This is a genomic window from Citrobacter sp. On2M (assembly GCF_018035235.1).
Classification (GTDB): Bacteria; Pseudomonadota; Gammaproteobacteria; order Enterobacterales; family Enterobacteriaceae; genus Citrobacter; species Citrobacter meridianamericanus.
On record NZ_WPCV01000004.1, the window covers coordinates 889,201 to 908,091 of the forward strand.

Annotated in this window: 21 protein-coding genes and 1 pseudogene; 9 read left to right on the forward strand and 13 right to left on the reverse strand. The window is 51.3% G+C overall.

The features are described 5' to 3' along the window. Positions 1-10: 10 nt before the first annotated feature. From rnt to On2M_RS14645, 4 genes are all read right to left on the reverse strand, one after another. Positions 11-658, reverse strand: a complete 648-nt coding sequence (rnt, locus tag On2M_RS14630; RefSeq protein ID WP_003029200.1) for a ribonuclease T — start codon at positions 656-658, stop codon at positions 11-13. A 95-nt stretch (positions 659-753) separates the two neighbouring features. Beyond that, positions 754-1,161, reverse strand: a complete 408-nt coding sequence (gene gloA, locus On2M_RS14635) for a lactoylglutathione lyase (protein WP_003029198.1) — start codon at positions 1,159-1,161, stop codon at positions 754-756. Between the two features lie 97 nt (positions 1,162-1,258). Next, positions 1,259-2,356, reverse strand: a complete 1,098-nt coding sequence (locus tag On2M_RS14640) for an alkene reductase (RefSeq protein ID WP_210905034.1) — start codon at positions 2,354-2,356, stop codon at positions 1,259-1,261. A 54-nt stretch (positions 2,357-2,410) separates the two neighbouring features. After that, the gene (locus On2M_RS14645; protein ID WP_187259505.1) at positions 2,411-3,010 is read right to left on the reverse strand and encodes a TetR/AcrR family transcriptional regulator; all 600 of its coding nucleotides are present in this window, start codon (positions 3,008-3,010) and stop codon (positions 2,411-2,413) included. Positions 3,011-3,112: 102 nt separating this feature from the next. Between On2M_RS14645 and On2M_RS14650 the strand changes: the two genes are divergently transcribed. From On2M_RS14650 to sodC, 3 genes are all read left to right on the forward strand, one after another. After that, positions 3,113-3,352 (forward strand): DUF1289 domain-containing protein, encoded by a 240-nt coding sequence (locus tag On2M_RS14650; RefSeq protein ID WP_151219088.1) that lies wholly within the window; start codon positions 3,113-3,115, stop codon positions 3,350-3,352. 49 nt (positions 3,353-3,401) lie between these two features. After that, the gene (locus On2M_RS14655; RefSeq protein ID WP_151219089.1) at positions 3,402-4,298 is read left to right on the forward strand and encodes an aldo/keto reductase family oxidoreductase; all 897 of its coding nucleotides are present in this window, start codon (positions 3,402-3,404) and stop codon (positions 4,296-4,298) included. 81 nt (positions 4,299-4,379) lie between these two features. Further along, positions 4,380-4,904: a superoxide dismutase [Cu-Zn] SodC gene (sodC, locus tag On2M_RS14660; protein ID WP_151219090.1), complete on the forward strand. Its 525-nt coding sequence runs from the start codon at positions 4,380-4,382 to the stop codon at positions 4,902-4,904. Here sodC and On2M_RS14665 read toward each other — a convergent pair. From On2M_RS14665 to On2M_RS14675, 3 genes and pseudogenes are all read right to left on the reverse strand, one after another. After that, a pseudogene (locus On2M_RS14665) lies at positions 4,880-6,920 on the reverse strand (FUSC family protein). The gene sodC and the pseudogene On2M_RS14665 sit on opposite strands and share 25 nt — an antisense overlap. Beyond that, positions 6,917-7,780, reverse strand: coding sequence for an HlyD family secretion protein (locus On2M_RS14670; protein ID WP_210905035.1), 864 nt, complete (start codon positions 7,778-7,780; stop codon positions 6,917-6,919). Before On2M_RS14670 ends, On2M_RS14665 begins: the two are co-directional and overlap by 4 nt. A gap of 2 nt (positions 7,781-7,782) precedes the next feature. Continuing rightward, positions 7,783-8,019, reverse strand: a complete 237-nt coding sequence (locus On2M_RS14675) for a DUF1656 domain-containing protein (protein WP_103770040.1) — start codon at positions 8,017-8,019, stop codon at positions 7,783-7,785. 192 nt (positions 8,020-8,211) lie between these two features. Between On2M_RS14675 and slyA the strand changes: the two genes are divergently transcribed. Next, complete coding sequence (gene slyA / locus On2M_RS14680) at positions 8,212-8,652, forward strand: transcriptional regulator SlyA (protein WP_151219093.1); 441 nt, start codon at positions 8,212-8,214, stop codon at positions 8,650-8,652. Positions 8,653-8,698: 46 nt separating this feature from the next. Here slyA and slyB read toward each other — a convergent pair whose 3' ends face one another. Further along, positions 8,699-9,166 (reverse strand): outer membrane lipoprotein SlyB, encoded by a 468-nt coding sequence (slyB, locus tag On2M_RS14685; RefSeq protein ID WP_151219094.1) that lies wholly within the window; start codon positions 9,164-9,166, stop codon positions 8,699-8,701. Positions 9,167-9,440: 274 nt separating this feature from the next. Between slyB and anmK the strand changes: the two genes are divergently transcribed. From anmK to pdxY, 5 genes are all read left to right on the forward strand, one after another. Further along, positions 9,441-10,562 carry an anhydro-N-acetylmuramic acid kinase gene (gene anmK, locus On2M_RS14690; protein ID WP_151219095.1) on the forward strand — a complete coding sequence of 374 codons (1,122 nt, stop codon included), beginning with the start codon at positions 9,441-9,443 and terminating at the stop codon, positions 10,560-10,562. An 87-nt stretch (positions 10,563-10,649) separates the two neighbouring features. Next, complete coding sequence (mliC, locus tag On2M_RS14695) at positions 10,650-10,979, forward strand: C-type lysozyme inhibitor (protein ID WP_210905036.1); 330 nt, start codon at positions 10,650-10,652, stop codon at positions 10,977-10,979. A gap of 58 nt (positions 10,980-11,037) precedes the next feature. Further along, positions 11,038-11,694, forward strand: a complete 657-nt coding sequence (gene pdxH, locus On2M_RS14700) for a pyridoxamine 5'-phosphate oxidase (protein WP_087878779.1) — start codon at positions 11,038-11,040, stop codon at positions 11,692-11,694. A 126-nt stretch (positions 11,695-11,820) separates the two neighbouring features. Next, positions 11,821-13,095 carry a tyrosine--tRNA ligase gene (gene tyrS, locus On2M_RS14705; RefSeq protein ID WP_003029168.1) on the forward strand — a complete coding sequence of 425 codons (1,275 nt, stop codon included), beginning with the start codon at positions 11,821-11,823 and terminating at the stop codon, positions 13,093-13,095. 64 nt (positions 13,096-13,159) lie between these two features. Then, the gene (pdxY, locus tag On2M_RS14710) at positions 13,160-14,020 is read left to right on the forward strand and encodes a pyridoxal kinase PdxY (protein WP_151219097.1); all 861 of its coding nucleotides are present in this window, start codon (positions 13,160-13,162) and stop codon (positions 14,018-14,020) included. An 83-nt stretch (positions 14,021-14,103) separates the two neighbouring features. Here the strand turns inward: pdxY and gstA are convergent, their stop codons facing one another. From gstA to rsxG, 5 genes are all read right to left on the reverse strand, one after another. Further along, positions 14,104-14,709: a glutathione transferase GstA gene (gstA, locus tag On2M_RS14715; RefSeq protein ID WP_151219098.1), complete on the reverse strand. Its 606-nt coding sequence runs from the start codon at positions 14,707-14,709 to the stop codon at positions 14,104-14,106. 104 nt (positions 14,710-14,813) lie between these two features. Further along, positions 14,814-16,319, reverse strand: coding sequence for a dipeptide/tripeptide permease DtpA (dtpA, locus tag On2M_RS14720; RefSeq protein ID WP_187252496.1), 1,506 nt, complete (start codon positions 16,317-16,319; stop codon positions 14,814-14,816). Positions 16,320-16,932: 613 nt separating this feature from the next. Then, a complete protein-coding gene (gene nth / locus On2M_RS14725) occupies positions 16,933-17,568 on the reverse strand; it encodes an endonuclease III (RefSeq protein WP_003029161.1) in 636 nt (211 codons plus the stop codon). Continuing rightward, on the reverse strand, positions 17,565-18,260 hold the full coding sequence (locus On2M_RS14730) for an electron transport complex subunit E (RefSeq protein ID WP_210905037.1): 696 nt from the start codon (positions 18,258-18,260) through the stop codon (positions 17,565-17,567). The genes nth and On2M_RS14730 overlap by 4 nt, the downstream gene beginning before the upstream one ends. 3 nt (positions 18,261-18,263) lie before the next feature. Next, complete coding sequence (gene rsxG, locus On2M_RS14735) at positions 18,264-18,884, reverse strand: electron transport complex subunit RsxG (RefSeq protein ID WP_151225413.1); 621 nt, start codon at positions 18,882-18,884, stop codon at positions 18,264-18,266. Between the last annotated feature and the right edge of the window lie 7 nt (positions 18,885-18,891).

Genomic DNA, 18,891 nt, shown 5'->3' on the forward strand with positions numbered 1-18,891 from the left:
TATCGATCCGTTATGCCTCTTCAGGCACGGGAAGAGGCCAACCGCCGAGGCGTTTCCAGCGGTTAACGATTTCGCAAAACAGTACGGCCGTCCGTTCGGTATCATACAGCGCCGAGTGCGCCTGATTCCCGTCAAACTCCATTCCAGCCGCCAGACATGCTTTTGACAACACCGTTTGCCCCAATGACAGACCGCTTAATGCCGCAGTATCAAAAGTGACAAATGGATGAAATGGATTTCGTTTGAGAGAGGCGCGCTCTGCTGCGGCCATCATGAAACTGTGATCGAAGGTAGCGTTATGCGCCACCATGATAGCCCGATTGCAGCCGCTGTCTTTAATCCCTTTGCGTACCATTTTGAAGATGGCATGCAGTGCGTCATATTCGCTGACCGCACCACGTAGCGGATTGTTAGGGTCAATACCGTTAAAGGCGAGGGCTTCCGGCTGTAAATTCGCGCCTTCAAATGGCTCTACGTGGAAATGTAACGTCGTGTCCGGCATCAGCCAGCCTTGTTCATCCATTTTCAGTGTGATGGCGGCGATCTCAAGCAGCGCATCGGTTTTGGCATTGAACCCTGCGGTTTCGACATCAATGACGACAGGATAAAAACCACGAAAACGGTCACACAGACCGGAAAGTTGAGCGTTATCGGACATCTGGGTCTCTTAATACGGGAAAATTGCAGCACGTATTATTGCAAAATGATGAGTATAAAACTACGGGCACAGACGATCTGCGCCCGAGGGGGAAGTTAGTCGCCCAGACCGCGCCCGGCGTCTTTCTCTTCGATCAGCTCAATTTTGTAACCGTCCGGATCTTCAACGAACGCGATCACTGTTGTGCCGCCTTTTACCGGACCCGCTTCACGCGTTACGTTGCCGCCATTCTGACGAATACGTTCACAGGCTTCGGCCGCATTGTCTACACTCAGGGCGATATGGCCGTAGGCTGTGCCCAGCTCATACTTATCGACACCCCAGTTATAGGTCAGTTCGATCACCGCTTCACTGGTTTCCGGGCCGTAGCCGACAAAGGCCAGAGAGTACTTATATTCAGGGTTCTCGCTGGTACGCAGCAGCTTCATGCCCAGCACGTTGGTGTAAAACTCGATGGAACGCTGCAGGTCACCCACGCGCAGCATGGTATGAAGTAAACGCATCTTTTTCCCCTTCGAAAATGGCTAATACATTCAAAATGTTGTTTTAGTATAGCGGCGTTGTTACACCGCTATCAATGGCAGAACTGAGTTTGTGACGTTAGAGGGTAGGATAATCGGTGTAACCTTCAGCGCCGCCGCCGTAGAAGCTTTCGGCACGCTGTGGATTCAGCTCCGCTTTACGCTGCAGACGCGCGACCAGATCCGGGTTAGCGATATAAGCGCGACCAAAAGCAACGGCGTCGATCAGACCTTTTTCGATCAGCGATTCTGCTTTTTCTGGTGTGTAGGCGCCCGCGCCAATGATCGGACCGTGAAAACGCGCGCGAACTTTTTCGCGAAACGCATCGGAATACGGCTCGCCACCGGCCCAGTCAGGTTCCGACATATGCAGGTAAGCGATGCCGCGTTTGCCCAGTTGTTCAATCAGATAAAGCGCATCGGCTTCTTCGTTCGGACCGTTGTCAACGTTCTGGAAAGAGCCAATCGGGGAGACGCGAATACCAATGCGATCGGCACCCCATTCTTTAATACCTGCATCGACAACGTCCAGTACCAGACGCGCACGATTTTCGACGCTACCACCGTATTGATCGGTACGCTGGTTAGACGTTGGTGACAGGAACTGGTGCAGCAGGTAGCCGTGAGCGGAGTGCAGTTCTACCATGTCGAAACCTGCTTCGCGTGCGTTGGCTATAGCCTGACGGAAGTCATTTACAATGCCTGGAATTTCTTCGGTTTCCAGAGCGCGCGGCATGGAGGTATCGACGCGTGTTGCCAGGCCGTTTTCATCACGCAATGAGGTGCGGGTACCTGCGATAATTGCAGAAGGTGCAACCGGTGCCTGTCCATTTGGCTGCAGACTGGCGTGAGAAATGCGCCCGGTGTGCCACAACTGAACGGCAATATGACCTTGCTCAGCGTGTACAGCCGCAGTGATTTTTTTCCAGGCGACGATTTGTGCTTCGCTGTGTAAGCCGGGGGCTCCAGCATACCCTTTTGCCTGGGCGGAAATCTGCGTGGCTTCGCTGATAATAAGGCCTGCGCTGGCGCGTTGACGGTAATACTCGACCATCAGCGGAGTAGGGATGTCGCCAGGCTCGATGCTGCGCAGACGCGTCAGTGGCGCCATGAATACGCGGTTAGCTGCCGTGATGGCACCCACTTTCAGTGGGGAAAACAGTTTTTCAGATGACATGTGGCACTCCTGAATAGACCGGTCGTCTAGTAATAAAGTAAATAAAAACGCCTGTTAAACGGCAGGCGTTGTGATGATGTTTTTAACGTGCGCCAGCGCATTTTCCAGCGGGGTGGCGCTACGAGAAATCTTGGCCTGCAGGTTGGCACCAAGCCAGAGTGCATACAGGACCTGCGCTTGCTGTAACGGCTCGCCAACAAAGGACAGACATTGGTTGGCCCGACCTTTCTCCAGCGCCTGCGCTAACAGCGCAATAATGTGTCGCGCGCCTTTATCCATCGCTGTGCGCATATCTTCTGACAGATCGCATACTTCAGCAGAAAGTTTTACAGTTAAACAGCCGCTAATAATCCCGTGCTGGCTAAACTGGTTCAGGGTTTCCTGATAGTAGGCCAGTATTCGGTCGCGGTAATTCCCCGCCCCTGTATCAAAATGCGTAGCCAGTCGCTGATGATAGGCCGCATAGTGGCGTTCCAGCATCGCGACACCGAATGCTTCTTTAGAGCGAAAATAGTGATAAAACGAACCCTTAGGAACTTCAGCAGTTTTCAGTAGTTCGCTTAAACCCATGCCGGTGAAGCCGCGCTGCATACACAGCTGTTCGCCAGTCGCCAGCAGATGTTCGCGTGTATCGTATTCAGTGACTTTGTTCATGAGATGGAGTGTAATAGACCAGTCGGTCTAATGCAATAGCCCCTTGCGAGAAATTCAGTTAACGTCTTCAATAAGTATATCAATTTTACTAAAGGAGGGGATGTGGCGGAACAGCTGGAGTTTTTCCCCGTCCAGAGCCCATGCCGTGGAATATGTCAGTCTGACGAGCGCGGCTTTTGCCGTGGCTGTTTTCGTAGTCGGGATGAGCGTTTTAACTGGCAAAAGATGAGCGATGCCGAAAAGCAGGAAGTGCTGCGGCTTTGTCGTCAGCGTCTGATGCGTAAATTACGCGCAAACAAACCCAATCCTTCGGAAGAACCGCAACAACCTTCACTCTTTTAAAAGTGTAATTGCGTATACTCGATGCACATTCACTCATAAGGAAGCTGCTATGGTTCAGCGTATTACTATTGCGCCACAAGGTCCTGAATTTTCTCGCTTTGTGATGGGGTATTGGCGCCTGATGGACTGGAATATGTCCGCGCGCCAGTTAGTCAGCTTTATTGAAGAGCATCTGGATCTGGGGGTTACCACCGTCGATCACGCCGATATTTACGGTGGATACCAGTGTGAGGCGGCGTTTGGCGAGGCAATGAAGCTGGCCCCGCATCTGCGTGAAAAAATGCAGATTGTGACTAAATGTGGGATCGCGACGACAGCACGCGCGGAAAATGTGCTGGGCCATTACATTACCGATAGTGCGCATATTATTGCCAGTGCGGAACAGTCGTTGAAATTACTGGCGACCGATCATATTGACCTGCTGCTGATCCACCGTCCTGACCCGCTTATGGATGCAGACGACGTAGCAGACGCTTTTAAAAAATTACACCATAGCGGCAAAGTACGTCACTTTGGCGTTTCTAATTTCACTCCCGCACAGTTTTCACTGCTGCAATCGCGTCTACCGTTTACGCTGGCAACCAACCAGGTTGAGATCTCTCCGGTACATCAGCCGCTCCTGCTGGATGGTACTTTAGATCAACTGCAGCAACTGCGTATTCGTCCAATGGCCTGGTCCTGCCTTGGTGGCGGTCGCTTGTTTAATGACGATGCGTTCCAGCCATTACGCAATGAACTTGCCGCGATCGCAGAAGAGTTAAACGCGCAGTCTATTGAGCAGGTGGTGTACGCCTGGATTTTACGCCTGCCGTCCCAGCCGCTGCCAATTATTGGCTCAGGTAAGATAGAACGTGTCCGCGCCGCCATTGAGTCTGAGTCACTGGACATGTCTCGCCAGCAGTGGTTCCGTATTCGTAAAGCCGCCCTGGGTTACGACGTACCTTAATCGCGTTTTCAGCGCTTTACCGTTCAAATTAGCGTCACTGGTTTACACTTATCAATCAGACACCCTTTGGACGGAGTTCTTATGAAGCGTTTGAGTTTGGCCATTATCACATTACTCGCCTGTGCAAGTGCACAGGCTGCCAGTGAAGAAAAGGTGACGATGAATCTGGTAACGTCGCAAGGCGTCGGCCAGGCGATTGGTACGGTCACTATTGCTGAAACCGCGAAAGGACTGGAGTTTACGCCCGATCTTAGAGCGCTGCCGCCAGGTGAACATGGCTTCCATGTGCATGCGAATGGCAGCTGTCAACCGGCTATTAAGGAAGGAAAAGCTTCAGCCGCAGAATCGGCCGGAGGCCATTATGATCCACACAAAACTGGCAAACACGAAGGGCCGGAAGGCGCAGGTCACATGGGCGACCTGCCGCTGTTACTGGTAAATAACGACGGGAACGCCACAACACCAGTTTTTGCACCGCGGCTGAAAACGCTCGACGAGGTGAAAGGTAAGGCGCTGATGATCCATGTGGGCGGCGATAATATGTCCGATCAACCGAAACCGCTGGGCGGTGGCGGAGCGCGCTACGCTTGTGGCGTTATTAAATAATCAACTACTTAGTGTACCCGGCGGCGGCGCTTGTTCGAGTTGCGAAAGCGAACAGTGTAGCCGCCAGACAAGCGCAGACAGTTCCTGCGCGGCAGGTTGATGATGGTGGGCAAGCGTATCGCAGATGCGCTGTAACTGATTTAGCGTGGCATTCAGCGGTCGTTGCTGGACGCCACGTTCACTCATCACGTCACGGAGCAGTAAGATACATACGTCCCTGACGCGAGCGAGTGGATCTGAACGCGCCTCCCATGTGCGAAGCTGCCACACCACGTGTGAGCAGTTCAACAAAACTACTCCCCAACGCAATAACCAGCGTCTCGCCAGCGCGTCCTGACTGTTGCTAAGCTGGCTGACGTGGTGATAGGTCAGCGACTCAAATTCGTTTTCACTGAGTGAGGGACGTCGACTCAGCTGATCGACAAAATACCTACGCAGGGCACGAATATGACGCCGACTTTTCCGCGCATCTGAACCTGGACGCAGAATAGCGAAGGCCAGCCAGGACAGCGCCACGCCGATGATTTTCGCCATATTGTCATTCAGGAAATCAGCGAAATCATAAACCGGCGGATTGGTTACCGCGATAAACGATCCCATAAACACGATCAGCTGTCCCCACAGGCCCGCCAGTGCAGGCATTTGTAGCTTCAGGAGTTGCATGGTGGCGAGAAGCGGGAAGAGAAAAAGAATGAATTGCCAGAGATCGGAAATTTGCACCATCAGGCCAAACTTAACCACGAAGCTAAACAGCGACAGCAGAACCAGCGTGCGCATCAGCAGCGAAAGTGACTTGAATGGTGTAGCGACGGTAGAATACAGAACGCTGCTGATGGCTGCGAGCGTGAGCGCGCCAGATCCTGATTCCCATTGTGCGCCAATGCTCCATGCGCCGATAAGCATCAACGTGCAGAATGTACGCAACCCGCTCCAGATGGCTTCCGCATTATCAGTGTGGCGCGCAAGACCTGGCGTACGGTCAACATTAATCTGTTCCGCAGTGACCCCATTTTCAAGTAAATGCAGGTAATGGCTACTGCGCAGGTAAATTCGGCAAAAATAGCGTAACCGTTGCCAGAAAGCGACGTGTCGGTAGTCGCGCGCATCGGTTGGGCGAAGAGGGGCAATAATACGCGCAACGGTGTAGCTGTCGGTATTGGATTTGACCAGCGCGCTGAGCAACTGCTCGATGACCTCCCGGGTATTGACCGGGGGATTAGGCCAGTTCAGCAACATCCTGCGCAGACTGGAAATCACGCTGGTCATACGCAACTGCTGGTGCAACAGCGAATTGAGCAACGCATTTTGACGGCGAAAGCGGTAGTGGCTCCAGAACGCCTGTATACGCAGCAGGTTCATGGTCAGGATCTGCCCGATGACACTTTCATGAGCCGTACGAATGGCGTCCGTTGTCTCCGGTTGCCAGAGTAAGCTGGCATGTTCCAGTAAACGAGAATGCATGTTTTTCAGCGCGGTAAGTAACGTGGTGCCATCGGAGGTGCTGGGCAGGATCATCATCATCATCCCACCGCACAGGATACCCACGATAACCTCGCACACGCGGGCCTGCGCGATATTCCACAACTGCGTAATCTCAATGGTATTAACCATGGGAAACGCAATGATTGCCGCGGTGTAGCCCGCCAATTGAAAGGCGTAAGCGACGTTATTGGTAAAATGGGCACAGGCCCAGGTACAAAAACCAATCCACAGCGACATGCAGAGCAAAAACAACCACGGCTCATTGAGAGCATGTCCGGCAATAATTAAGGCGGCGGTGGCACCAAGCAAGCTACCCGCAACGCGACCGAGGCTTTTACTGATAACCCCACCAACAGTAGGAAAGCTGACCACCGCCGCCGAGGTCATCGCCCAGTAGGGTTCATCCAGATTCAGGTAATAGGCGAACGTTAACGCCAGACACATCGCAATGGTGTTTCGCAGTGCATAGCGCCACTGCGCCGCCGTGGCTTTAAACCACGGCAAATTGCCAGGTGTCAGATGGGGCAGTTTCATTTACGCTGACCGATAGACACGCTGCAGGTCGTACCTGAAACCAGCGTGATACCCTGCACTGGCTCGTCGAATTCGATGCGCACCGGAACACGTTGCGCCAGGCGCACCCACGGCACGTTAGGTTTAATATCGGGGATCAGGCCGGAGTCACTTTCCACACTTTGGTCGTAGATGGCACGACCAATACTGGATACGTGACCCTGTAACTTTATATTGCCACTGTAGAGGGTGATCAGCGCAGGCGCACCTTCGCGAATATGGCGCAATTTGGTTTCTTCAAAATACCCCATTACATAAAAAGATTGACTGTCGACAAGGGCAAACAGGGGTTTACCGGTTGAGGCGTAGTCTCCGGTACGGATTGAAAGGTTGGTGACCCAGCCTGCCACGGGGGCTTTGACCACCGTTTGTGTCAGTTGCCACTGTGCCTGGCGCAGACTGGCCTCTGCTGCTTTAACGCTCGCCTGCATGGCTTTCACGTTGAGGTTGGCGGTATCCAGGTCTTCGGCAGAGATATAATTTTGCGATAAGTGACGGCGGCGGTTAGCCTCGTTATTGGCTTTTGCCAGATCGGACTGTGCTTTAGCCAACTGGGCTTGTGCATTCAGTTCAGCAATGTGAAATGGCGTCTTGTCGATAACAAACAGGACATCGCCTTCATTCACAAACTGGTTATCTTTTATGTTGAGTTCGCTGATACTGCCCGAAACCTGCGGCGTGATGCTGACCTGCTCAGCGCGCACTTTGCCGTCACGGGTCCAGGGCGATTGCATATAGTAATTCCACATCCACCATCCTGCGAAAACTGCGATTGCAGCGACTATAATCGTGGAGAAGTATTTAACGGTTTTAAGCGACATAATCACCACACAATCAGCATGACAAAGGCCAGACATACGCATAGCGTAAAGAGGGACAGATCCATTAACAGGGGATGCCAGATTTCGCCGGAATAAATCCAGTCGCGAAGCAGGCGATGAACAACCAGCCAGAGAAGGAATCCTGCTACAAATGCCTTGAAAACAGGCGGGAAGTAGACAGATGCGCCGATCATTAAATCTTGTAGGGGCAATCCTGTTGCATTAAACATAAACTTCACGGGCAAAATCCTTGGCGGAAGAGAGCATCGCTATAGGTTTAGCAAAAAAGAGACAACGAGTCTCTGTAACGCATAATGTCTGAAAAAATGTCTGCCGGTAAGCAAATTTGGCAATACATTTGTTTTGGCAATACAAATGCTGCACACTATTCTAAAATCAGCACAATAACTTAGCAAGCTAATTATAAGGAGATGAAATTGGAATCGCCATTAGGTTCTGATCTGGCACGGTTGGTGCGCATTTGGCGTGCTCTGATTGACCATCGCCTGAAACCTCTGGAGTTGACGCAGACCCATTGGGTTACGCTGCACAACATTCATCAATTGCCGCCCGATCAATCGCAGATTCAGTTGGCGAAAGCGATTGGCATCGAACAGCCTTCGCTGGTACGTACGCTTGACCAACTGGAAGAAAAGGGACTCATTTCACGCCAGACTTGCGCCAGCGATCGCCGGGCAAAGAGAATTAGACTGACAGAAAAAGCAGAGCCGCTGATCGCGGATATGGAAGCGGTTATCAACAAAACACGTGGAGAAATTTTGGAAGGGATTTCAGCTGAGGAAATTGATCTGCTGATTAAACTGGTCGCCAGACTGGAACATAATATTATTGAGCTACAGTCACAAGGCTGATACAGAAGATAGCGTGTGGCCAGAGTCTGACCACACGTAAATTCGATTAGCGTGGAGACACGGTAACCTGGCTGCCGTTGTTTGCCATAACAACGCGTTGACCGGCTGAAAACTTGGTCGCACCCTGTTTCTGAACCACCATAATGGTATTACCGTCGTCCTTACGGATTTCCAGTTCCACACCCTGGGTTTTATTCATCGCACCTTGTACGCTTTGACCCGCTACGCCGCCGGCAACGGCGCCTGCAGCCGTCGCTAATGAACGACCCGTACCGCCGCCAACGGTGTTACCGAGGAACCCGCCGAGTACCGCACCGCCAATAGCGCCAATCACGTTTGCGTCATCACCACCCTGGATTTGCACCGGACGAACATGAACAATCGTACCGTAGGTCACGTTCTGAACTTGTTTCGCTTCGGATGCGGTATATACGTCGCCCGAAAGGCTATCATTGTTAACGCAGCCCGCTAAAGATACGCCCATTAATGAAACAATCAGCACACGTTTAATCATTTACAAATCTCCTTTGTCGCCACGAAATGCTCAATAAGCACCCTTCATGACTAAATTATATGGCATTTGTGAACCCAAGTTCACATGTTCTACTGGAACAATATGAAAATCTTAACTGAAATCGGATATACCGAGTATAAACGAATCATTCATATAATTGATGTAATAAAGCATCCATTGTAATGATTAGCCATCAAAAATCATTAAGGAAGCATGGCATTACTCGGCACTTTATGGTTGAGTGTCAAGGCTAATTTGCTTAAAAGGATGACATATGAAATCGGGCCGTTTTATCGGTGTAATGTCTGGAACCAGCCTTGATGGCGTCGATGTTGTGCTGGCGACAATAGATGAAACGATGGTTGCGCAACAGGCGAGTCTGAGCTGGCCTATTCCTGGTCATGTAAAACAAGCGATTCTGGATATCTGTCAGGGTCAGCAGCTTACGCTTTCTCAGTTTGGGCAACTGGATGCACAGCTCGGTTATCTGTTTGCTGAGGCGGTGAATGCCCTGCTGGCGCAGGAAAAGATGAAACCGCAGGACATTGTTGCGATCGGTTGTCATGGGCAAACCGTGTGGCATGAACCGACAGGCCCCGCGCCGCACACGCTGCAAATTGGCGACAATAATCAGATTGTGGCACGCACAGGGATAACCGTAGTAGGCGATTTTCGCCGCCGCGATATCGCCCTCGGCGGGCAGGGGGCACCGTTGGTTCCGGCTTTTCATCAGGCGCTGCTGGCTCATCCAACGGAGCGGCGGATGGTGCTAAACATCGGCGGAATTGCCAATTTGTCTCTGCTTATTCCCCAGCAACCCGTTCGCGGCTACGATACCGGACCTGGCAATATGCTGATGGATGCCTGGATCTGGAGGCAATGTGGTCAACCCTACGACAAAGATGCGCAGTGGGCCAGTTCAGGAACGGTGATCCTGCCTTTACTGCAAAATATGCTTAGCGATCCTTATTTTTCTGCGCCTTCACCCAAAAGCACCGGTCGTGAGTATTTCAATTATGGCTGGATAGAACGTCATCTGTCGCAGTTCCCGGGTATAAGTCCGCGGGATGTACAGGCGACGCTTGCCGAACTGACCGCGGTGACTATTTCAGAGCAGGTCTTGCTCAGCGGCGGCTGTGAACGACTCATGGTCTGCGGAGGAGGAAGCCGTAATCCGCTGTTGATGATGCGTCTGGCGGCATTATTGCCGGGTACAGAGGTCACCTCAACCGATGAAGCCGGGATTAGCGGCGACGATATGGAAGCGTTAGCCTTTGCCTGGCTGGCGTGGCGAACGCTGGCAGGGTTACCGGGAAATCTGCCTTCAGTCACCGGCGCATCAGAGCCGAGCGTTTTAGGGGCGATTTATCCAGCTAACCCTCGAACTCAGAGTTAACTGAAATTATTCAGCGCCATATGCCGGTAAACTAGGAATATTAGGGAGGGTGCCATTACCCTCCAGGACCAGGAAAGTCTTCAGGATATGGCTATGAAAAAACTGTTGTTAGTGTGTCTGCCGGTACTGCTTAGCGGGTGTAGTGTGTACAACCAATTTGTCGAACGTATGCAAACGGATACGCTGGAATATCGTTGTGACGAAAAACCGCTTACCGTGAAGTTGAACAATACCCGTCAGATGGCAAGCTTTGTATATGATAATCAGCTATTGAACCTCAAACAGGGCGTGTCGGCATCAGGTTCGCGCTATACCGATGGTATCTACGTCTTCTGGTCTAAAGGCAACGAGGCAACGGTCTATAAACGAGACAGAATTGTGCTAAATAACTGTCAGTTACAGAACCCGAAGCGTTGAGATTTTCACCTGGGCGGCGCACAATAGCGTCACCCACTGACAATCCGTAGCCAACATCATGTCTGATAACGACGAATTGCAGCAAATAGCGCATCTGCGCCGTGAATACACGAAAGGCGGTCTTCGCCGCCGCGATCTTCCCGCCGACCCCCTTGCACTGTTTGAGCGCTGGCTGGGGCAAGCCTGTGATGCCAAACTCGCCGATCCCACCGCGATGGTCGTTGCGACCGTCGATGAAAATGGTCAGCCGTATCAGCGTATCGTGTTGCTCAAACATTATGATGATAAAGGGCTGGTGTTCTATACCAACCTCGGTAGCCGTAAGGCGCATCAGATCGAGAAAAACCCACGCATTAGCCTCTTGTTCCCCTGGCACACGCTGGAACGGCAGGTGATGGTTATCGGTAAGGCTGAGCGTCTTTCCACACTTGAAGTGGTCAAATATTTCCACAGTCGCCCACGCGACAGCCAGATTGGCGCCTGGGTATCTAAACAATCCAGTCGGATCTCCGCTCGCGGTATTCTCGAAAGCAAATTCCTCGAACTGAAACAGAAGTTTCAGCAAGGGGAAGTGCCTCTGCCCAGTTTCTGGGGCGGCTTTCGTGTGAGTATTGAACAAATGGAGTTCTGGCAGGGTGGTGAAAACCGCTTACACGATCGTTTTTTATACCAACGCGAAGATAACGCGTGGAAAATTGATCGCCTGGCTCCCTAAAGATGCAAATTTCTTGTTTTAAGCGCTGGTGCTGAACAATCCGGCGCTTTATTCTATGTTTCTTTCGCATCAGGCGAAAAGTCGTGTACCGGCAAAGGTGCAGTCGTTTTATACATGGAGATTTTGATGGCAAGCAGTAACTTGATTAAACAATTGCAAGAGCGGGGGCTGGTGGCCCAGGTGACGGACGAGGAAGCGTTAGCAGAGCGACTGGCGCAAGGCCCGATCGCGCTCTATTGCGGCTTCGATCCTACCGCTGACAGCTTGCATTTGGGGCATCTGGTTCCATTGTTATGCCTGAAACGCTTCCAGCAGGCAGGCCATAAACCTGTCGCACTGGTAGGTGGCGCAACCGGTCTGATTGGTGACCCGAGCTTTAAAGCCGCCGAGCGTAAACTGAATACCGAAGACACCGTGCAGGAGTGGGTGGACAAAATCCGCAAACAGGTTGCGCCGTTCCTCGATTTCGACTGTGGCGACAACTCGGCGATTGCTGCGAATAACTACGACTGGTTTGGCGGTATGAACGTACTGACCTTCCTGCGTGATATCGGCAAACACTTCTCTGTTAACCAGATGATCAACAAAGAAGCGGTGAAGCAGCGTCTGAACCGCGACGATCAAGGGATCTCCTTTACCGAGTTTTCTTACAACCTGCTGCAGGGTTATGACTTTGCCTGTCTGAATAAACTGCACGGCGTGGCGCTGCAGATTGGTGGTTCAGACCAGTGGGGTAACATTACTTCAGGTATCGATTTGACCCGTCGTCTGCATCAGAATCAGGTATTTGGTCTGACCGTTCCGCTGATCACTAAAGCTGACGGCACCAAATTCGGTAAGACTGAAGGCGGCGCTGTGTGGCTGGATCCGAAGAAAACCAGCCCTTATAAATTCTACCAGTTCTGGATCAACACCGCCGATGCGGACGTTTATCGCTTCCTGAAATTCTTCACTTTCATGGACATTGAAGAGATCAATGCGCTGGAAGAAGAAGATAAAAACAGCGGTAAAGCACCGCGTGCCCAGTATGTACTGGCCGAACAGGTCACGCGTCTGGTTCACGGTGAAGAAGGTCTGGTTGCGGCAAAACGCATTACCGAAAGTTTGTTCAACGGTAATTTGAGCGATTTGAGCGAAGCTGATTTCGAACAGCTGGCGCAGGATGGTGTGCCGATGATCGAAATGGATAAGGGTGCCGATCTGATGCAGGCGCTGGTGGACTCCGAACTGCAGCCTTCTCGCGGTCAGGCACGTAAGACCATCGCGTCAAACGCGGTGACCATCAACGGTGAGAAGCAATCTGATCCGGAATATTTCTTCCAGGAGAGTGATATCCTGTTCGGGCGCTACACCTTACTGCGCCGTGGTAAGAAGAATTATTGTCTGATTTGCTGGAAGTAAGATTTAGTTAGCAGGGGCGTGGGAAACTTCGCCCCTTTATTTTTTCAGGGTTGTGGTAAGCAAAATGAAGAATATCCTCGCCATCCAGTCCCACGTTGTTTTTGGTCATGCGGGCAATAGTGCAGCAGAGTTTCCAATGCGTCGTCTTGGCGCAAATGTCTGGCCGCTGAATACCGTTCAGTTTTCTAACCATACACAATACGGTAAATGGACCGGTTGCGTTATGCCGCCGAGCCACCTGACCGAAATCGTTCAGGGTATTGCCGATATTGATAAACTTCAAACCTGTGACGCAGTCCTGAGCGGTTATCTTGGTTCAGCAGAGCAGGGCGAGCATATTCTGGATATTGTACGCCAGGTGAAAGCGGCCAATCCGCAGGCGAAATACTTCTGCGACCCGGTGATGGGGCATCCGGAGAAAGGGTGTATCGTTGCACCCGGCGTAGCCGAGTTTCACGTGCGCCATTCGTTGCCGGCCAGCGACATTATCGCCCCGAATCTGGTTGAACTCGAAATTTTGTGCGAACACGCGGTTAACAGCGTCAATGAGGCAGTGGCAGCCGCACGTGAGCTCATTGCGCAAGGACCGGCAATTGTGCTTGTGAAGCATCTGGCTCGTGCAGGTATTAGCTCAGATCGTTTCGAGATGTTGTTGGTCACAGCCGACCAGGCGTGGCACATCAGCCGACCGTTAGTTGATTTTGGCGCTCGTCAGCCCGTTGGCGTCGGTGATGTCACCAGTGGCTTGTTGCTGGTTAAACTGTTGCAGGGGGCGTCTTTACAGCAGGCGCTTGAGCATGTGACAGCGGCGGTGTATGAAGTGATGATCGCCACCAAAGAGATGCACGAGTATGAGTTGCAGGTGGTGGCCGCGCAGGATTCTATCGCCAGGCCTGAACATTACTTCAGCGCGACGCAGCTGTAATCAATGCCCGATGGCGCTCTCGCTTATCGGGCATTGGTTTGACTATAGGCCGGGTAAGCGCCAGCGCTACCCGGCAACAGCAGTTAATTTAACCCTTCAGCTTTCAACGCCGCTGCAACCGCCGGGCGTTCAGCCATCCGCGCCATATACGCGTCTATATTGCTTAAACCGGCCATATTCAGCTTCACCGCATAGGCCCAGCGCAGCACGGTGAAAAGATAAGCGTCCGCAATGCTGAAGCGCGAGCCACAGATCCATGGGTTATCTTTCAGCGAGTCATTCACATACTGCATTTTTTTCTCCAGCAGCGCGCGAACGGTTGGCTTGAAGTCCTCCGGCGTATCGGGACGGAAAAGTGGTGTAAAGCCTTTATGCAGCTCTGTCGCAATGTAGTTAAGCCATTCGATGGTTTTGTAACGGGAGAGGCTGCTTGTAGGGGCCAGGAGCTGACGGTCTGGCACGCTGTCTGCCAGGTATTGCATGATGGCGACGCCTTCGGTCAGTAGCGTTCCGTCATCCAGCAGCAGCGCGGGGACTTGACCTTTTGGGTTTACCGCGAAAAAATCATCGCCGTTTTCCAGACGTTTCTTCATCAGATCAACACCATCCAGCGTGAAATCTTTACCGCTCTCACGAAGCGTGATGTGGGAAGCGAGAGAACAAGCGCCCGGTTTGTAGAACAGTTTCATCGGTAACTCCTTTTGGCTGAGGTATACCGTATGGTAGTGCTACCTCAGGCAAAAAAAAAGCCGCTAACATCAGTTAGCGGCCGGAAAGAAAGTTTCCCTGAGAATTACGCTGTTGCGGCCTTAGCGGCTTTCTCATCGGCTTCGTCGTCCTGAGTCATACGATTCAGTTTCGGTGCCGTCAGCAGCATCAGAACAGCGATAACCGCCGTTGCAACACCAATCTGCAGGAACACGCGACCGTAGACTTCCAGAGACATCAGCGGGTCAGTCACATTCTCTGGGACCGCCATCATGTTAGCCACGTAACCACCGATGATATTGGCACCGGCAGTGGTCAGGAACCAGCTACCCATGATGAAGCCCATCAGGCGTTGCGGAACCAGCTGTGCCACCATTGCCAGACCCAGACCGGAGATCATCAGCTCACCGATACTTTGCAGGCCGTAGCAGATGATCAACCAGTTAACGGAAACGATGCCCGCGTCGGTAGCGAATTTCGCACCCAGCGGCAGGATCAGGAACGCACCGGAACACAGCACCATACCAATCGCAAACTTGGTTGGCATCGGCAGCGTATCGCCCATCTTGTTATAGATAGCGGCGAGGATTGGGCTACCAATGATGATCCAGAACGGGTTCAATGCCTGGTATTGTTCAGGTTCAAAAGCAATACCAAGAATAGAGTGCTCAACGTTACGAATCGCGAAGAAGTTCAGCGAGGTCGGCATCTGGCTGTACAGCACGAAGAAGATAATCGCTTCCAGCATCAGAATGAAGGCAACGATCATTTTACGACGGGCAGCACCTTTCATGGTGAAGGCTTCTTTACCGAAGATAAACACGATACCAATGGCAATCACACCCAGAACCATACGTGCGATCTGCTGGTTATGCAGCAGCCAGGTTGCAATCGCGATCAGCACCACAACGCCAACGATGGTCAGCAGCAGGTTACGGAAGTTGATTGGCTCAAAGTCAGGCTTAGAACCGTACTGTTTAACCCAGCGCTGGCAGAATGCGAAGTTAACCACGGTAATCAGCATACCCACGACGCTCAGTGCGAACGCGGTGCTCCAGCCGTAACGCGCAGCCAGCCACGGCGTTGCCAGCATAGAGAAGAACGAACCGATGTTGACGGACATATAGTACATGGTAAATGCACCATCAAGACGCGGGTCATCTTTGGCATAGCAGGTAGAGAGCAGGGATGATGGGTTTGCTTTAAACAGACCGTTACCGACTGCGATGGCCGCCATACCCATATAAACGATACCCGCATCGTGACCGGACCATGCTACCAGCGCATAACCAATCGCCAGCACAACGGCACCCAGCATAATGACGCGTTTTGTACCCAGAACTTTATCACCTAACCAACCGCCAATCGCAACCAGGCCATATACCAGGGCGCTAAAGGAGGAGAAAAGGGTGATGGAATCCGCTTCTGACATGCCCAGTTGTTTAACCAGGTAGACGGCCATAATTCCTTGCAGGCCGTAATAACCAAAACGTTCCCACAGCTCAATTGAGAAAATGAGATAGAACGCTTTTGGTTGTTTGAAGGCGTTTAAACTCACGCCTTCTGTTGGTTTATTGTTTGCAGTAGACACTTTTACCTCTTTTTTTACATCCCATATCAACGGGGGTGTTCAGGTACGTGATGAGTCAAGTTCATCCGTCCGATTGTTATAGTGGGAGGGGAAACGGCAAGTAATGTTCACTATCTTGACCCTTCAGACAAGTGGTTTGTAATAATCTGTTACATATATCATGACTGGTGAAATCGTCGGGGCGCTGAAATGTTATCTAGCGTTAAATTTCTTCATTTAGAAAATGACAGATTTTTACACTGTTTAATTACGGTGAAAACCGCAATGTGGCGATATGTTCTGCTATTTGCGGTTGAATCCAGTGATATAGGCCAATATCTGAAAAATAGCTAGTGTAATGTTTTGTTTATAAACTGTTCACTTAGGTCATCTGATTGTCACTTTAACTAAAAAATAAATATTTTTTAACATTGTGTTAGCTGCGTGATCCTGATCACGTATAGATAGAAATTTCTAGTACTAAAAAAACGATTAACCTGCTCAGGCGCTAATTCACAAGAATATTACATTAGAGATGGGTAATTGAATGGCATCATTGTCGGGAAAACTATTGCGAGGGAGTGCATAACTAATCGTTATGTATGCGAGGGGCAAAGAGGATGCCCCGGCAGCATCAGATATCAACTTTCTCTTTGAATTCACAGAGATCTTCGATGATGCAGGAACCACAACGAGGCTTCCTGGCTATACAGGTGTAGCGGCCATGAAGAATTAACCAGTGATGGCAATCGACTTTAAATTCACTGGGTACGACTTTCAGTAGCTTCTCTTCTACCTGTTCGACGTTTTTACCAGGGGCAAATTGTGTCCGGTTACATACCCGGAAAATATGGGTATCTACAGCAATAGTCGGCCAGCCAAAGGCTGTATTTAACACCACATTCGCCGTCTTGCGCCCAACGCCAGGCAGGGCTTCTAATGCGGCTCTGTCTTCCGGAACCTCGCCATTGTGTTGTTCCAGTAAAATGCGGCAGGTTTTAATCACGTTCTCCGCTTTGCTGTTAAACAAACCGATTGTTTTAATGTAGGACTTAACGCCTTCGACGCCTAGCTCCAGCATCGCGGCGGGCGTATTAGCGACGGGGTAAAGCTTGGCTGTTGCTTTATTGACGCTGACATCGGTGGCCTGAGCGGAAAGCAAGACCGAAATCAGCAGTTCGAAAGGTGATGTAAAATTAAGCTCGGTTGTTGGATGCGGATTGTTATCACGCAGGCGAGTGAGAATTTCCAGCCGTTTAGCTTTGTTCATGACACATTCCCTGTTTCACCAGCCGGACTGTCCACGACAGCCGCCTCGGCACGACGTTTCTTTATTTTCTCATCAATAAGATACTTAACTGCCAGCATCAAGCCCAGACCAATAAACGCGCCTGGTGGCAGCATGGCCAGCAGAAACGGCGTATCAGTATGGAAGATCTCAACGCGCAATACTTTAGCCCAGCTACCCAACAAACCGTCGGCGCCATCAAATAGTGTACCGTTACCAATTATTTCACGCAGTGAGCCCAGAACAAACATGGCGCCGGTAGCCCCCATACCGATGGAGAAACCATCGAGCGCGGATAATGCAGGGCCTTTTTTGGCGGCGAAGGCTTCAGCACGACCAACAACAATACAGTTGGTCACAATCAGCGGGATAAAGATGCCCAGAGACTGATACAGGCCAAAGGCGTAGGCATTAATCAGCATCTGCACTGCACTCACCACAGAGGCGATGATCATGACATAAATTGGAATACGGATTTCAGGCGGTGTCCAGCGACGAAGGGCCGAAATCGTCAGATTGGTCAGCGTCAGGACGAGCGTCGTCGCGAGCCCCAGCCCCAGCGCGTTAGTGGCGGTAGAGGTAACAGCCAACAACGGACACATCCCGAGTAACTGCACAAGCGCGGAGTTATTTTTCCATAACCCCTGGACAATAACGTCTTTAATTTCGCTCATGGTTTATTCTCCACAGGCGCTAAGTTGAGGAAGCTGTGCGGGTAGCGTTTGCGCATACAAACCGGCGCGTTTTACTGCATTCACAACCGCCCGCGGCGTAATGGTTGCGCCAGTAAACTGGTCAAAGTCACCGCCGTCTTTTTTTACCGCCCAGTGGGCGTCGTTACCCGCAGCGATTGTTTTGCCACTAAAGTGGGTGATCCAGTCAGAAAGCCGCAGTTCGATTTTGTCGCCCAGTCCCGGCGTTTCATGATGCTCGGTTACCCGCGTACCCAACACAGTACCCGTAAAATCGACACCGACCAGCAGTTGAATAGCCCCGGAATAACCATCTGGCGCTGTAGCTTCAAGAATTGCTGCCACGGGATGGTCGTCCTGGCGCGCAATATACACACGGTGAGTACCTTTACCTAACGCCTGCGCATTAACCAGATAACAGCTCTCAGACAAGTTATTATTGTAGCGGTCGCCTGGCAGAACCTGATCGAACAGTGCTTTTTGCTGCAGTGCGGCCTGTTCATCAATGGTGGACTTGGTTAATTGATTGATTGCCGCGGTTAATCCCGTTGAGCCCGCAGCAAACAGCGCCAGCGTAATACCGTGTTTACGAATCGTTTTCAGCATTGGAATT

Bases quoted from the DNA above. Each gene is read 5' to 3' on its own strand.
- rnt (WP_003029200.1), bottom strand. From the start codon at position 658: ATGTCCGATAACGCTCAACTTTCCGGTCTGTGTGACCGTTTTCGTGGT.
- gloA (WP_003029198.1), bottom strand. From the start codon at position 1,161: ATGCGTTTACTTCATACCATGCTGCGCGTGGGTGACCTGCAGCGTTCC.
- On2M_RS14640 (WP_210905034.1), bottom strand. From the start codon at position 2,356: ATGTCATCTGAAAAACTGTTTTCCCCACTGAAAGTGGGTGCCATCACG.
- On2M_RS14645 (WP_187259505.1), bottom strand. From the start codon at position 3,010: ATGAACAAAGTCACTGAATACGATACACGCGAACATCTGCTGGCGACT.
- On2M_RS14655 (WP_151219089.1), top strand. From the start codon at position 3,402: ATGGTTCAGCGTATTACTATTGCGCCACAAGGTCCTGAATTTTCTCGC.
- sodC (WP_151219090.1), top strand. From the start codon at position 4,380: ATGAAGCGTTTGAGTTTGGCCATTATCACATTACTCGCCTGTGCAAGT.
- On2M_RS14670 (WP_210905035.1), bottom strand. From the start codon at position 7,780: ATGTCGCTTAAAACCGTTAAATACTTCTCCACGATTATAGTCGCTGCA.
- slyA (WP_151219093.1), top strand. From the start codon at position 8,212: ATGAAATTGGAATCGCCATTAGGTTCTGATCTGGCACGGTTGGTGCGC.
- slyB (WP_151219094.1), bottom strand. From the start codon at position 9,166: ATGATTAAACGTGTGCTGATTGTTTCATTAATGGGCGTATCTTTAGCG.
- anmK (WP_151219095.1), top strand. From the start codon at position 9,441: ATGAAATCGGGCCGTTTTATCGGTGTAATGTCTGGAACCAGCCTTGAT.
- mliC (WP_210905036.1), top strand. From the start codon at position 10,650: ATGGCTATGAAAAAACTGTTGTTAGTGTGTCTGCCGGTACTGCTTAGC.
- pdxH (WP_087878779.1), top strand. From the start codon at position 11,038: ATGTCTGATAACGACGAATTGCAGCAAATAGCGCATCTGCGCCGTGAA.
- tyrS (WP_003029168.1), top strand. From the start codon at position 11,821: ATGGCAAGCAGTAACTTGATTAAACAATTGCAAGAGCGGGGGCTGGTG.
- pdxY (WP_151219097.1), top strand. From the start codon at position 13,160: ATGAAGAATATCCTCGCCATCCAGTCCCACGTTGTTTTTGGTCATGCG.
- gstA (WP_151219098.1), bottom strand. From the start codon at position 14,709: ATGAAACTGTTCTACAAACCGGGCGCTTGTTCTCTCGCTTCCCACATC.
- nth (WP_003029161.1), bottom strand. From the start codon at position 17,568: ATGAACAAAGCTAAACGGCTGGAAATTCTCACTCGCCTGCGTGATAAC.
- On2M_RS14730 (WP_210905037.1), bottom strand. From the start codon at position 18,260: ATGAGCGAAATTAAAGACGTTATTGTCCAGGGGTTATGGAAAAATAAC.
- rsxG (WP_151225413.1), bottom strand. From the start codon at position 18,884: ATGCTGAAAACGATTCGTAAACACGGTATTACGCTGGCGCTGTTTGCT.